This window comes from Paenibacillus germinis, from assembly GCF_013141785.1.
Taxonomy (GTDB): domain Bacteria; phylum Bacillota; class Bacilli; order Paenibacillales; family NBRC-103111; genus Paenibacillus_E; species Paenibacillus_E phytorum.
The window spans coordinates 23,550-35,794 of the sequence record NZ_WHOC01000040.1; the positions used below are offsets into that span (position 1 = coordinate 23,550).

Here is a 12,245-nt window from a genome sequence, read left to right on the forward strand (position 1 = left end):
AGCAGCAATTAACGGAGATATTGATGGGGCTCTTCAGCTATAAACTAGTGAGTTAATAAAATAACGCCAGGTGCAGCGGGATATCCGTTACACTGGCGTTATTTCGTTAATTTAGATTGTCTTCGTTAGACACGTCGGCAATTACTAGCAACAGGAATTAGAAACAGTCTTTGTTACTACTGAATTCGAATCACAACCACAAGCATCCTGCCCCGCGGCCTTTGCTTTTGCATCATCTGAACAACACGCGTTTGTCTCAGTTGGTGCAGGTCCCCCACAACAGCTTTCGCTATTGCTTTGTTCGTTCATATTAATTTCTTTGCTCATATTTTTTTCCTCCCTAAGGACTAAAGTGTGTTACATATCTGTAGACGCACGATAATACGTAAGGACGCAATTCGTATTTCATCTAAGTCAACAACAATCCGATGTACTGCATTTTGTTGTGTTATTATTTCGAGAGGTGTAATCAATGATATGACCTAACCGGTCAAATTCAAAATTACAACAATTAAGCAAGAGCTCTTTTAGCTTCTCCCTGCCACGCTGCACTCTAGATTTTGCTCCAGAAAAAGAAATACCTAGCTGCTCACTTAGTTGTTTTTGAGTGTAGTCGCCTAATTCAGTTAGTTCAAGAGCATGCTTATAATTATCGGAGAGCTGTCCAACCATTGGTCTGATGCAAGTGGCTATTTCCTTAATTGCCTCATTTAGATCCTCAGTTTCCTCTAAAGGTAAATCTGTTGGTAATTCAACCTTCAGTTGGAATTGCTCTTTTCTGTAATAATCAATAATACTATTTCGAGTAATTTGATAGATCCAAGATTGCAGCTTCTGATCGTCCTTTAGAGTATCTAAATTAGCGTGTATTTTAATAAAAACATTCTGTAAAATGTCATCAGCATCGTGCTCACTTTTTACCCGTTTAATAATGAAATTCCGCAAAGGACTGTAAAATGATCTCCATATTTCCTCGGTGTTCATACTTTTCCTCCAGAATTGTTTTATTACTGAGACGTACGAATTTGCAAATGGATGCACTTTTCAAGAAAACCAGGTGGAAAGCTTTCTACAGCTATACTACATCACCATTCAGCGAAATAATAATCATAAAACGATTTTTTTATGGATTGAAGTATTTTTAACTGTTCATCTTCTGAATACTAACCCAATATTTTGTGTTTGAAAGATTGAAATCTGAAATTGGAAAAATTTAAAAAAAGACTTGATATAGGGTATGGGGGTATGGTATATTCTAAATGTGAGGAGGAAAATGCTATGGAACAACCGGATAAACAAGAAGTAAATGAGGACAGTTGTCATTCGGGCAGTGATCGAAAAAGTCATCATTCTGATAAAACAAAAAACAATTTGATTTCTAGGCTCAATCGCATCGAAGGACAAATTCGCGGTGTGAAAGGTCTTATTGAGAAGGATACGTATTGTGACGATGTGTTAAATCAAATTGCTGCGGTTCAATCAGCTTTAAACGGTGTTGGGAAACTGCTTCTCGAGCATCATCTAAACAGCTGTGTCATCGAACGCATTCAAGAAGGCGATAATGAGGTTATTAAAGAACTCATGGTTACCATGAATAAATTAATGAAATAATAAGGGAGAGATTAGAATGCAAACAGTTACACTCAAAGTAGAGGGTATGTCCTGCGGTCATTGCGTGAATTCCGTAGAAGGCGCAGTTAAGAAACTTGGTGCTTCCGGCAAAGTTGATTTGAGTGGTGGATCCGTTACTGTAGATTTCGATGAGTCCAAAGTTTCTTTGGACGCTATTAAAGAAGCAATCGAAGAGCAAGGCTATGACGTCGCGAAATAAAGATAAATGAGCCGCTTCATGCGGCTCCAATGTAACACCTATTTTTTTTCAAGAAAATATACCCCTCTGGGGTATAAGGTATCTGATGAAGGAGGGACAGAAATGGCGAAACCATTAGAGCAGCAACAAGCGAGTCTGCAAATTACTGGTATGACTTGTGCGGCATGCGCGAACCGAATAGAAAAAGGCTTGAAAAAATTAGAAGGTGTTGCAGATGCCAACGTGAATTTTGCACTTGAGAAAGCTTCTGTAACGTATAATCCGACTCAAATCAGCGTATCTGCCATGGAAGAAAAAATACTGAATCTGGGTTATAGCACCGTAAAGGATGCGGTTGATTTTAATATCGTTGGAATGACCTGCGCAGCATGCGCAACACGTATTGAAAAAGGATTAAATAAAATGCCAGGGGTTAGCAAAGCTACTGTTAACCTTGCATTAGAAACTGCCCATGTTGAGTTTAGTGCTGCCGAAGTTTCTGTAAGCGATATGGTTAACAAAGTCGATCAGCTCGGATACAAAGCCATACGTAAAGAAGAAGTGGCGGCTGAAGGTGATTATAAGCAAAAGGAGATACGCCACAAGAAAATACAGCTAGCGGTATCGGCAATCCTTTCGTTACCACTTCTGTGGGCTATGGTGAGCCACTTTACATTTACATCGTGGATTTACCTGCCAGAGTTCTTGATGAATCCTTGGGTGCAGCTTGTTCTTGCCACACCGGTACAATTCATTATCGGTAGTCAATTTTATATAGGGGCATACAAAGCCCTTCGTAATAAAAGCGCCAATATGGATGTGCTTGTTTCTCTCGGAACATCAGCCGCGTACTTCTATAGTTTATATCTAACACTTCAGTGGGCAGTTTCTACAGATGTCCACCGCCATGCGCCGGATATGTATTACGAAACAAGCGCAATTCTTATTACGTTGATTATCTTAGGGAAATTATTTGAAGTGTTGGCAAAAGGGAGAACTTCTGAAGCCATCAAAAAATTGATGGGGCTTCAAGCGAAAACAGCGTTAGTCTTTCGGAATGGTGAAGAAATAGCTATACCCGTTGAAGAAGTTGTCATTGGGGACATTGTTCTTGTAAAACCGGGTGAGAAGATCCCAGTCGACGGTGTAGTTTTAGACGGTTTGTCAGCTGTTGATGAATCCATGCTTACGGGTGAGAGTCTCCCTGTTGAGAAGAAAACCGGTGACGCCGTTATTGGCGCTACTGTTAATAAAAACGGCGGCTTGAAAATTAAAGCCACTCGTGTTGGTAAAGAGACAGCTCTCGCTCAAATTATCAAAGTTGTAGAAGAAGCCCAAGGCTCTAAAGCGCCTATTCAGCGTATTGCAGATGTGATCTCAGGTATCTTTGTCCCGATAGTTGTAGGAATTGCTGTTGTAACATTTCTGATTTGGTATATCTGGGTTGCTCCTGGCGAGTTTGCAACTGCACTAGAAAAAGCTATTGCTGTCCTTGTCATTGCTTGTCCTTGTGCTTTAGGACTTGCAACACCAACATCGATTATGGCCGGATCCGGTCGCGCGGCGGAATTTGGCATTCTGTTTAAGGGCGGGGAACATTTAGAATCCATGCAAAAAGTGCAAACCATCGTGCTTGATAAAACGGGTACGGTAACGAAAGGCAAACCGGAACTTACAGACGTTCAAATTGAAAACATGGATGAAGAGGATACAATTCTTAGACTAATCGGCTCTGCTGAAAAACAATCAGAGCACCCGCTTGCTGAGGCGATTGTTGCTGGGATTGTTGCTAAAGGTATCCTACTGACTGCTACTGAGCAGTTTGAAGCTATTCCCGGCTACGGAATTCGAGCTGTCGTAGAAGGCAAGGAAGTACTGGTTGGAACCCGTAAGCTCCTGCAGCGTGAAGCCATCGACTTCGTTAAAGCAGATACTGCTATGGAAAAGCTCGAGTCAGATGGTAAAACCGCAATGCTTGTAGCGGTGGATAACAAGTACGCAGGTATGGTAGCCGTAGCGGATACGATCAAAGACACATCGAAAGAAGCAGTCTCTCGCTTAAAACAAATGGGCATCGAGGTCATCATGATGACAGGTGACAACAAACGAACAGCACATGCAATAGCGCAGCAAGTTGGCATCGATCATGTTCTCGCGGAAGTTCTACCAGAAGGCAAAGCCGAAGAAGTGAAGAAACTTCAAGGACAAGGAAAGATAGTGGCCATGGTGGGGGATGGCATCAACGATGCTCCTGCTCTTGCGACTGCAGACGTCGGCATAGCTATCGGCACCGGCACTGATATTGCAATGGAAGCAGCAGACGTGACTCTGATGCGCGGAGAACTTACAAGCATTACAGACGCCATTTACATGAGCCGTAAAACGATGACGAACATTAAACAGAACCTGTTTTGGGCACTCGGTTACAATACGCTCGGGATTCCGATTGCGGCACTTGGACTTTTGGCACCCTGGGTAGCTGGAGCTGCTATGGCACTCAGCTCAGTATCAGTTGTGTTAAACGCTTTACGCTTGCAACGAGTGAAGTTATAATCGGCACTCATGGGAGGGGAAGAGATGCAGGTGATGAAGTTTGCAGTTACCCCAGGGTTTCAAATTGGGGGAACCATCTTTAAACCAGAACAATTGGCGGTTCTGGGATCGATCGTCGGTGCGGATGCTAAAATAGAATTAACGACATTTAAACAATTGTATGTTGAAATGCAAGTAGAGAAAATGGATGAAGTGAAGGAAAAGTTGTCTGACATCGGCTTAGAAATATATCCTACTGGCTTTGTGACCAAAAGCCTTATTACGTGTAACTTTTGCCGTGGAGCAGAAGATGCAGGGCTTGAAATGGCTGAAGCGTTAAACAAAGCGATCTCAGGGATCGAAACGCCGGTACCATTAAAAATCGGCTATGCGGGTTGTGCGCTCGGAACGAGCGAGCCGCTCTTGAAAGATATCGGTGTGGTCAAAATGAGAGATACGTTTGATATTTATGTCGGTGGCGAGCCCAAATCGTTAAAACCATCTTTTGCGGTCTTGCTAATGTCCGATGTTCAAGCAGACAGATTGATTCCGATGGTTCAAAAGCTCATCCATCATTTTCAACAACATGGCAAAATGAAGGAAAAGTTCTCGAAATTTATCAATCGGATAACAATCGAGGCATTGCATGAGGCAATTGCAGAGTGAGTGTAACGGGGGTTTGTTCGATTTATGAAGACAATTTTAATCATTGATGATGAAGAAAAGATTCGTGAAGTTGTAGCATCCTATTTGCAAAATGAAGGATATGCTATTATTCAATCCGGTACAGGGAACAAAGCACTTGAACTCGTTCGCGGCGGAAATGTTGATCTTCTTATTTTGGATCTGATGCTTCCGGACATGTCCGGGGAAGATGTATGCAGAGCGATACGGCAGTTTTCTCCTGTTCCTGTTATCATGCTAACTGCGAAAGTTTCTGAAGATGACCGCGTCCAAGGATTAACACTTGGTGCCGATGATTATGTCGTGAAGCCATTTAGCCCACGTGAATTAACTGCAAGAGTAAAAGCCATATTGCGTCGCACGCAAGATGATACACTTCTTGCAGAAATCATCTCGTTTCATAATGACGACCTTGTCATTCGGCCGATGAAACATGAAGTTTATAAAATGGGGAATTTGATAAGTCTGACTCCAAATGAATATAAATTGCTGTTGATTTTGGCACATCATCCAAACCGAACTTTTACACGGGAGGAATTAATTGAAAAAGTACTCGGTTTTGATTTTGAAGGCGATACTCGCTCGATCGATCAGCATGTCAAAAACCTCCGTCAAAAAATAGAATCTGATCCCAAAAAGCCTCAATACATCGTTACCGTCTTTTCCGTAGGTTACCGTTTTACTGGAGGCGAATCATCATGAAAGGATTATACGCACGAATCGTCATCGCATTTATTGGCGTAGCCTCCGGTGTTTTGCTCATCTCAACGATAGCATTTATCTTAGAGACACATTACCACTTCTCCTTGTATCAACACCAAGCTATGGATATGAACTCTCCAGCATTTGATACCCATTTTGAGCAGGCATTAGTACAGTCTGTTCTTTGGTCCGCCATTTTGGGTATTTTGCTCTCGGTTTTGTTAAGTCTTTTTGTCGCTAAGAGGCTCACAGCCCCTCTGATACACATGAAAAAAGTCGCAGAGCGAATGGCAAATGGAGAGCTTGGAGCAAGAACGTCAGTCAAAGGCAATGACGAGATCGCCGATCTAGGGGGCTCCCTTAATCATCTCGCCGAACAGCTCATGTACCAAGAGCAGTTACGTAAAACGATGACTGCTGATGTAGCGCATGAATTAAGAACGCCGCTAGCAACACTTAAAAGCCATATGGAAGCGATGATTGATGGCGTTTGGTTGCCAACTCCTGAGCGGCTAGAATCTTGTTATGAGGAGATTGAACGTTTGCGGTTCCTGGTTGGCGATTTAGAACAATTAACAGAAATGGAGTCCCCACATTTCAAGCTGAAGCTGCATGAAGAAAATGTTTCAGCAATAGTTCATCGGATTATCGAAGCGAGCCGGACTTCTTTTGATCAAAAGGGAGTTAACCTTTTTTTTGAAGGTTTAACAAATGTAGAAGCTACCTTGGATAGGCAGCGATTAGGTCAAATTGTGGTGAATCTTTTAACGAATGCGCTAAAGTTTACGCCCCGAGGGGGACAAGTAACTGTTGAAGTGAAGGAAGAACAACACGAAGTGGTTATTGTTGTATCGGATACTGGGATTGGTATAAATGAAGATGATCTAGGTTTTGTATTTGAACGTTTTTACCGCGTAGAAAAATCCCGCGATCGTAAGTCAGGAGGGAGTGGGATTGGATTAACGATTGTAAAAAAATTGGTGGAAGCACATGGAGGAACCATTCGAATGGAAAGTCGGGTTGGTGAAGGAACATCTGTAGCGATACATTTCCCTAAGAATTAATACCGATCCTCACAAGATCTACACATGTATTTCTTATAATAAGGTGATAAAAAGAGGAGAGACTTTGAGCTACGCTCTAAGATCCCTGCAATGCCCCACAAAGTGACGCCAAGCTCTGAAGCATATTCCGTCCGCATCGAGTCTTTGACTCGATCGGCGTCTAAACTCACCACTTAAAGCGGTCATTCTTCCCGAATTGCTTCGATAAGAGTTTAGACAATACTTTGCGGGGCCCCATAAGAATATTAGGAGGAAATCATGAATAAAGTAGCGATTTCAATTGTACTTACGGCTGCGCTCTTAACGGCATGCGGAAAATCAGGAAGTTCGATGGACCATTCTTCGAACAGCGGGACATCAGGATCAACGAATAATGCCGCACAAGGCAATATGGCGGGAATGGATCATAGTGGTATGGCAAAAGAGGCAGGCTCCAATCAAGCTGGAAATGTCCAAGCACAGTTTAAGCTTGCTGGTGATAAAACGATGCCGAACCAAGATACGACAATCTCGATTAAAATCCAGGACAAAGACGGTAAACCGATTGATAAATTTGATACCGTACATGAAAAACAGATGCATTTTATCATTGTAAGCAAGGATTTGTCTTTCTTTAATCACATTCACCCCGATTACAAAGGTAAAGGTGAGTTTACCGTTACCACTCAATTTCCGACTGCAGGTGAGTTCAAGGTAATCGCTGATATCACTCCAACGGGTATGGGAGCAATGAGTAAGAGCCAGTGGATTACGGTACAAGGAAACGCACCGTCGGCAAAAGCAATTGAACCTGATGCAACATTAACTAAAGTGGTTGACGGTAAGGAAGTAACGCTTTCGATCGATCACCTTATGGCGGGCATGGAACTAAACTTGAACTTCAATATAAAAGACGCTCAGTCGAAGCAGCCTGTAACAGACCTGCAGCCTTACCTTGGAGCAGTTGGACACGTCGTGATCTTAACCCAAGATGCTGAAAATTATCTTCACGTGCATCCGACAGATGAAAAGGCGTCGGGACCGGATGCCAAATTTATGACGACATTCCCGCATAGCGGCGTATATAAGATTTGGGGACAATTCCAGAAAAATGGTAAAGTATTTACGGTACCTTTTGTTGTAAAAGTACCGTAATGTGATTGTTGCCCAGTTTCCTTAACTGGGCTATTCGTACATGGGACAATCCAAATACCAAATCAACCAGTTACGATTAATAGAGTATTATTGACTTCAAGTTCGAAGGCGGAGGTTCCTATCGGTGAAGCATGGTATGATACGATATTCAGGAGGTGAAAAAGGTTTACATCGTCTTATCGTAGTTCTATTGACTTAGAGCGCGCTCTAAGATGTAAACTTACACTATGGAACAATATTTGAGCATCCAAGCCATTTCTAACCTTACTGGTATCACCGCCTACACCTTGCGTTACTATGAGAAAAACGGTCTGATTCATGCGATAGCTAGGGGTTCGAATGGTCGCCGTCAATATTCTGTAAACGATCTAGCATGGATTCGTTTTTTGGTAAGGCTTCGCACCACAGGAATGAGCATCAAGCAAATGCAACAGATCGCCGATCTGAGAAGACAAGGTTCCGCTACGACCAAAGAAAGGAGAGTTCTGCTGGAATCCCACAAGAACAAGTTAGCAGATCAGATCGAGAGGCTTCAAGAACATTATGAAGTCATTAACGAAAAAATAGAGATTTACCGTCAATGGGAACTAGAAAACTCACTTACTGGAGGAAGCTAAAGTGATGAATTCACCATATGAAATTGGAAGAAAACTGTTTCAAGAAACAGATGAAGAAGGTATCCAAGGAGTCGTCAATGGTTTAAGTGACGTATCCCCGCATATCAGTAGATACATCATTGAATTTTACGGGCAAGTTTTCAGTAATCCCGTACTCACCTATCAACAAAGAGAAATGATCGTGATCTCAGCGTTAATTTCATTAGGCGATACTCCAAATCAACTCAAATGGCACATGAACTTCGGCTTAAAAGTTGGGATTACGCCGAATGAAATTATAGAGATTGCCACCCATTGCATTCCTTTTTGCGGCTTCCCGCGTGCTTTAAATGCCGTTGGCGTTGCGAAACAACTATTTGCAGAACAAAATATCGAAGTAAACATCGAGGACGAGCTGCTACAAAATGTAGGAGAACGACGGGAAAGAGGCTTGGCTAAACTTCAAGAAATTGACGGCAAACATGGCGACGCGGTTGTTGATTCACTTGCCGATATTGCCCCGCTATTAGCTGAACAAATCATCGATTTTGCGTTTGGTGAAATCTACAGCCGCTCAGGATTAAATCCTAAACAACGTCAACTCGTCACGTTAGGAGCCTTGACTGTTCAAGGTGGATGTGAGCCGCAGTTGCGTGTTCATCTCAATGCCGCAATTCGTGTAGGTCTAACGAGAGAAGAAATTATTGAGGCACTGTTACAATGCTCCCCTTACACGGGATTTCCTAAGGTGTTAAACGCAATAACCGTTGCGAAAGAGATCTTCTTATCGCATTAATTTAGACTCCATTAGGGCTGCCATTTGGCGGCTCCTCTTTTTGTTCATTCTATAAGGCTTACCACGTCTAGTTCCTGTGGCATATGCTGCAGGTTTTTTTATAGTTTGACATGCAACTAGATAGTTGCATATAATAGAGGCATGGACAAACTTTTTAAAGCACTTGCAGATGGAACACGCAGAGAATTACTCGACCTCTTGTACGCGAATAGCGGACAAACCTTATCAGAACTCTGTAGTCAAATGACAATGAGTCGTCAAGCTGTTACGAAGCACCTTTTGCTGTTGGAAGAGGCAAATCTTGTTACTGTCGTTTGGCAAGGCCGTGAAAAGCTGCATTATCTTAACCCTGTACCTATCGGGGAAATTTATGAACGCTGGATCGGTAAGTTTGAGCGTCACCGGATTGAGGCATTAAACACACTAAAGCAAGCTTTAGAGGAGGATTCTAGTCATGAATAAAACTTCATTCGTTTACACGACTTACATCGCAACTACACCCGAGAAGCTTTGGGCAGCCCTAACTAACAGTGAATTCACCAAGCAGTATTTTTTCGGTCGTGAAATCGTCTCGGATTGGCAAGTTGGCTCCAGCTTTAAATTGATGAATAAAGATAAGGTTGAACATTATGGTGAAGTTCTTGTATATGAGCCGTATCGATTACTAACAATTACCTGGAGCGTCAAGGACGTTGAGGTAGAGCGAATGTCTACGGTTACTTATGAATTAACACCCATGGACGCTACTGTAAAACTGTCGCTCCGACATGAGGAATTATTAGAAAAAGATATTCGTAAAGATGAAGGCAAGATTGAAGGATTTAATAATGGCTGGCCTGTTATTCTAAGCAATTTAAAGAGCCTGCTTGAAACAGGCAAAACTCTTGCAGCCTTTTAGTTTAACATTTGGTTTAGGATAAACCTCAGAGGGCGTCTTTGGGTCGCTCTTCGAAGGACAGTTGTCACTCTGTTACTTATACAATTAGAACTAAGGAGAGATGAACAAATTGGAGCCGAATCAAGCGAATTACTCCGTTAACCATGCAGGTGCATTTTCGAATTTTGGAAACGTCACGGAAGGAATGCTAAAAGGAAAAATCTTTCTAAAAGATTCCTTACAACTTACGAGTATGGAAGTTTCACTCAATAATCTGCCCCCAAAGGCGCAAGTCCCCTTCTATCACAAACACCAAGAAAATGAGGAACTCTACATCTTTCTTAAAGGACAAGGTCAATTTCAAGTGGACGGAAACGAATTTGATGTGTTCGAAGGAACTTCCGTTCGAATCGCTCCTGACGGAGTGAGAGTGTTGCAGAATACATCCGCTTCGGAAGACCTGTATTTTATCGTTATTCAAGCCAAAGAGAACAGCCTTACCCAGTGGGTAGAGACAGACGGAGTAATCCTGGAACAACCTGTCAAATGGGGGAAGAGTGTTGAGTAATTCTCGGAGAACAAGAGCTTAATATAAAAAAAGTGAGGGCTGCCGATAGAATGAATCGGCAGCCTTCATAACTAATAAGGCAGAACAATGCATAGTGTTATGGAATAATTTCACTACAAAAACTCAATTTTGGGTCTTTCCGAAGAAAGAGGATTGAACCGGATGCCGCCGCCATGTAAGATAAAGCACATACAGTAGCAAAAAGAAAGGTGCATCCATGTGGACGTATACCGTAAATTTAGTTCGTGATTTATCTCCTGGCGTGAAGCGGTTCATCGCGACCGAGAGCTTGTTTGGCATCGGAGTAGGAATCTTTAGCCTCATCCTGAATTTACATCTCTTGAACCTCGGCTTCTCCAAAGGTGACATCGGTAGAATAACGTCGCTGGGGGCGTTGACAATTGGCCTGGCCAGTCTGCCTGCGGGTTTCATCGTGAAGAGAATAGGGCGCAAAACGATGCTCGTCACAGGCATGCTCCTGGCATTCCTGTCGCTCGCGCTCTTCGGCTTCGGAACCAGCCTTAGCGCGGTTACCGTCGCACAGCTCATCTGGTCGCTCGGCATTACGGCGATCGTGAACTCCGAAATTCAGTTGATTTTCCAATATTGCCGTAGCAAGAAAGAAGAGACGAGCGCGTATTCGTTGCTGTTCGCCGTATTTACATTTTTTACCGGACTCGGCACATGGCTCGGCGGCTACCTGCCGGATTGGCTGCCTGGGCATACCACGTTATACCAGTTTGCATTCTTCGTTGCTGGTGGTTGCTTAGCGCTTTCAGGCATTTTGCGGGGATTGTTGCTTCCTTCTACACATGCAAGAGTGAAAGACACTGCGGCAGCAAAGATCAGCGATGTTCAACCAGCGAAGCCTTCAGACCGACCGAAGCGAGGGCATGCGATGTATTTTCTACTGCTGCTTTCGCTGCTTATTTTCAACTCCGGATTTACGTTCGGGCTGCTTAGCCCGTTCTTGAACGTCATCCTGAAATTCCGGTTTCAGATGGAGGACGGCAACATCTCCAGTTTGCTCGCGTTGTCCGGATTTTTCTTCTTTATCGGCTCGATCATTATGCCGTACGTTGTAGAGAGATGGGGCAGCCGCAGGACGTTTGTGTTCCTGTTTCTGTATAACATGTTTGTCGTAGCCTTGATGGCGCTCGCCATGCCGTCCTACGTATTTGCGGTACTGCTGCTCATTCGCGGGACGGGCTTCACGATGTTAAACAACTTGATGGACAGCGAATGCATGTCGGCTGTTGCCGAAGAAGACCGCAACTTGTTCGCTGTCATGCGGACGGTATCGCGCAGCATCGGCAACACTATCGCCTCTTACTGGGCGGGCTATATTTTGGCTGGGAATCATTATTCGCTGCCCTTCCTTCTTACGGCGGTTGCCATACTGGCGGGGTATGCCGTATATGCGTGGTTCGTGCAGGGCATGCTGGATCGGAGACTGCAAGGACAGTCTTGACGTGGACGTGA

14 protein-coding genes are annotated in these 12,245 nt (G+C 43.4%); 13 read left to right on the top strand and 1 reads right to left on the bottom strand.

What is annotated here, in order from left to right:
* Positions 1–414: 414 nt before the first annotated feature.
* Positions 415–984, bottom strand: coding sequence for an RNA polymerase sigma factor SigZ (gene sigZ, locus GC102_RS07850; RefSeq protein WP_171688990.1), 570 nt, complete (start codon positions 982–984; stop codon positions 415–417).
* A 294-nt stretch (positions 985–1,278) separates the two neighbouring features.
* Between sigZ and GC102_RS07855 the strand changes: the two genes are divergently transcribed.
* From GC102_RS07855 to GC102_RS07915, 13 genes are all read left to right on the top strand, one after another.
* Positions 1,279–1,611 (top strand): metal-sensitive transcriptional regulator, encoded by a 333-nt coding sequence (locus tag GC102_RS07855; protein ID WP_171688991.1) that lies wholly within the window; start codon positions 1,279–1,281, stop codon positions 1,609–1,611.
* Positions 1,612–1,627: 16 nt separating this feature from the next.
* On the top strand, positions 1,628–1,831 hold the full coding sequence (copZ, locus tag GC102_RS07860) for a copper chaperone CopZ (protein ID WP_171688992.1): 204 nt from the start codon (positions 1,628–1,630) through the stop codon (positions 1,829–1,831).
* A 102-nt stretch (positions 1,832–1,933) separates the two neighbouring features.
* Positions 1,934–4,363: a heavy metal translocating P-type ATPase gene (locus tag GC102_RS07865; protein ID WP_171688993.1), complete on the top strand. Its 2,430-nt coding sequence runs from the start codon at positions 1,934–1,936 to the stop codon at positions 4,361–4,363.
* A gap of 24 nt (positions 4,364–4,387) precedes the next feature.
* A complete protein-coding gene (locus GC102_RS07870) occupies positions 4,388–5,008 on the top strand; it encodes a nitrite/sulfite reductase domain-containing protein (RefSeq protein ID WP_171688994.1) in 621 nt (206 codons plus the stop codon).
* A 24-nt stretch (positions 5,009–5,032) separates the two neighbouring features.
* Positions 5,033–5,728, top strand: a complete 696-nt coding sequence (locus GC102_RS07875) for a response regulator (RefSeq protein WP_171688995.1) — start codon at positions 5,033–5,035, stop codon at positions 5,726–5,728.
* Entirely contained in the window at positions 5,725–6,792 is a 1,068-nt protein-coding gene (locus tag GC102_RS07880; protein WP_171688996.1) for a sensor histidine kinase, read from the top strand. The genes GC102_RS07875 and GC102_RS07880 overlap by 4 nt, the downstream gene beginning before the upstream one ends.
* A 258-nt stretch (positions 6,793–7,050) precedes the next feature.
* Entirely contained in the window at positions 7,051–7,926 is an 876-nt protein-coding gene (locus GC102_RS07885) for a DUF8832 domain-containing protein (RefSeq protein ID WP_171688997.1), read from the top strand.
* 227 nt (positions 7,927–8,153) lie between these two features.
* Positions 8,154–8,543, top strand: a complete 390-nt coding sequence (locus GC102_RS07890; protein ID WP_171688998.1) for a MerR family transcriptional regulator — start codon at positions 8,154–8,156, stop codon at positions 8,541–8,543.
* Positions 8,544–8,547: 4 nt separating this feature from the next.
* The gene (locus tag GC102_RS40285) at positions 8,548–9,318 is read left to right on the top strand and encodes a carboxymuconolactone decarboxylase family protein (protein ID WP_312883194.1); all 771 of its coding nucleotides are present in this window, start codon (positions 8,548–8,550) and stop codon (positions 9,316–9,318) included.
* A 141-nt stretch (positions 9,319–9,459) separates the two neighbouring features.
* The gene (locus GC102_RS07900; protein WP_171689000.1) at positions 9,460–9,780 is read left to right on the top strand and encodes an ArsR/SmtB family transcription factor; all 321 of its coding nucleotides are present in this window, start codon (positions 9,460–9,462) and stop codon (positions 9,778–9,780) included.
* Positions 9,773–10,216 (top strand): SRPBCC family protein, encoded by a 444-nt coding sequence (locus tag GC102_RS07905; RefSeq protein ID WP_171689001.1) that lies wholly within the window; start codon positions 9,773–9,775, stop codon positions 10,214–10,216. Before GC102_RS07900 ends, GC102_RS07905 begins: the two co-directional genes overlap by 8 nt.
* A 100-nt stretch (positions 10,217–10,316) precedes the next feature.
* Positions 10,317–10,763 carry a cupin domain-containing protein gene (locus GC102_RS07910; protein ID WP_171689002.1) on the top strand — a complete coding sequence of 149 codons (447 nt, stop codon included), beginning with the start codon at positions 10,317–10,319 and terminating at the stop codon, positions 10,761–10,763.
* A gap of 217 nt (positions 10,764–10,980) precedes the next feature.
* Positions 10,981–12,234, top strand: a complete 1,254-nt coding sequence (locus GC102_RS07915; RefSeq protein ID WP_171689003.1) for an MFS transporter — start codon at positions 10,981–10,983, stop codon at positions 12,232–12,234.
* Positions 12,235–12,245 lie beyond the last annotated feature (11 nt).

Coding starts and splice junctions, on each gene's coding strand:
- GC102_RS07890 (WP_171688998.1), top strand. CDS start 8,154: ATGGAACAATATTTGAGCATCCAAGCCATTTCTAACCTTACTGGTATC.
- sigZ (WP_171688990.1), bottom strand. CDS start 984: ATGAACACCGAGGAAATATGGAGATCATTTTACAGTCCTTTGCGGAAT.
- GC102_RS07915 (WP_171689003.1), top strand. CDS start 10,981: ATGTGGACGTATACCGTAAATTTAGTTCGTGATTTATCTCCTGGCGTG.
- GC102_RS07910 (WP_171689002.1), top strand. CDS start 10,317: ATGAACAAATTGGAGCCGAATCAAGCGAATTACTCCGTTAACCATGCA.
- GC102_RS07880 (WP_171688996.1), top strand. CDS start 5,725: ATGAAAGGATTATACGCACGAATCGTCATCGCATTTATTGGCGTAGCC.
- GC102_RS40285 (WP_312883194.1), top strand. CDS start 8,548: ATGAATTCACCATATGAAATTGGAAGAAAACTGTTTCAAGAAACAGAT.
- GC102_RS07875 (WP_171688995.1), top strand. CDS start 5,033: ATGAAGACAATTTTAATCATTGATGATGAAGAAAAGATTCGTGAAGTT.
- GC102_RS07870 (WP_171688994.1), top strand. CDS start 4,388: ATGCAGGTGATGAAGTTTGCAGTTACCCCAGGGTTTCAAATTGGGGGA.
- copZ (WP_171688992.1), top strand. CDS start 1,628: ATGCAAACAGTTACACTCAAAGTAGAGGGTATGTCCTGCGGTCATTGC.
- GC102_RS07885 (WP_171688997.1), top strand. CDS start 7,051: ATGAATAAAGTAGCGATTTCAATTGTACTTACGGCTGCGCTCTTAACG.
- GC102_RS07855 (WP_171688991.1), top strand. CDS start 1,279: ATGGAACAACCGGATAAACAAGAAGTAAATGAGGACAGTTGTCATTCG.
- GC102_RS07900 (WP_171689000.1), top strand. CDS start 9,460: ATGGACAAACTTTTTAAAGCACTTGCAGATGGAACACGCAGAGAATTA.
- GC102_RS07865 (WP_171688993.1), top strand. CDS start 1,934: ATGGCGAAACCATTAGAGCAGCAACAAGCGAGTCTGCAAATTACTGGT.
- GC102_RS07905 (WP_171689001.1), top strand. CDS start 9,773: ATGAATAAAACTTCATTCGTTTACACGACTTACATCGCAACTACACCC.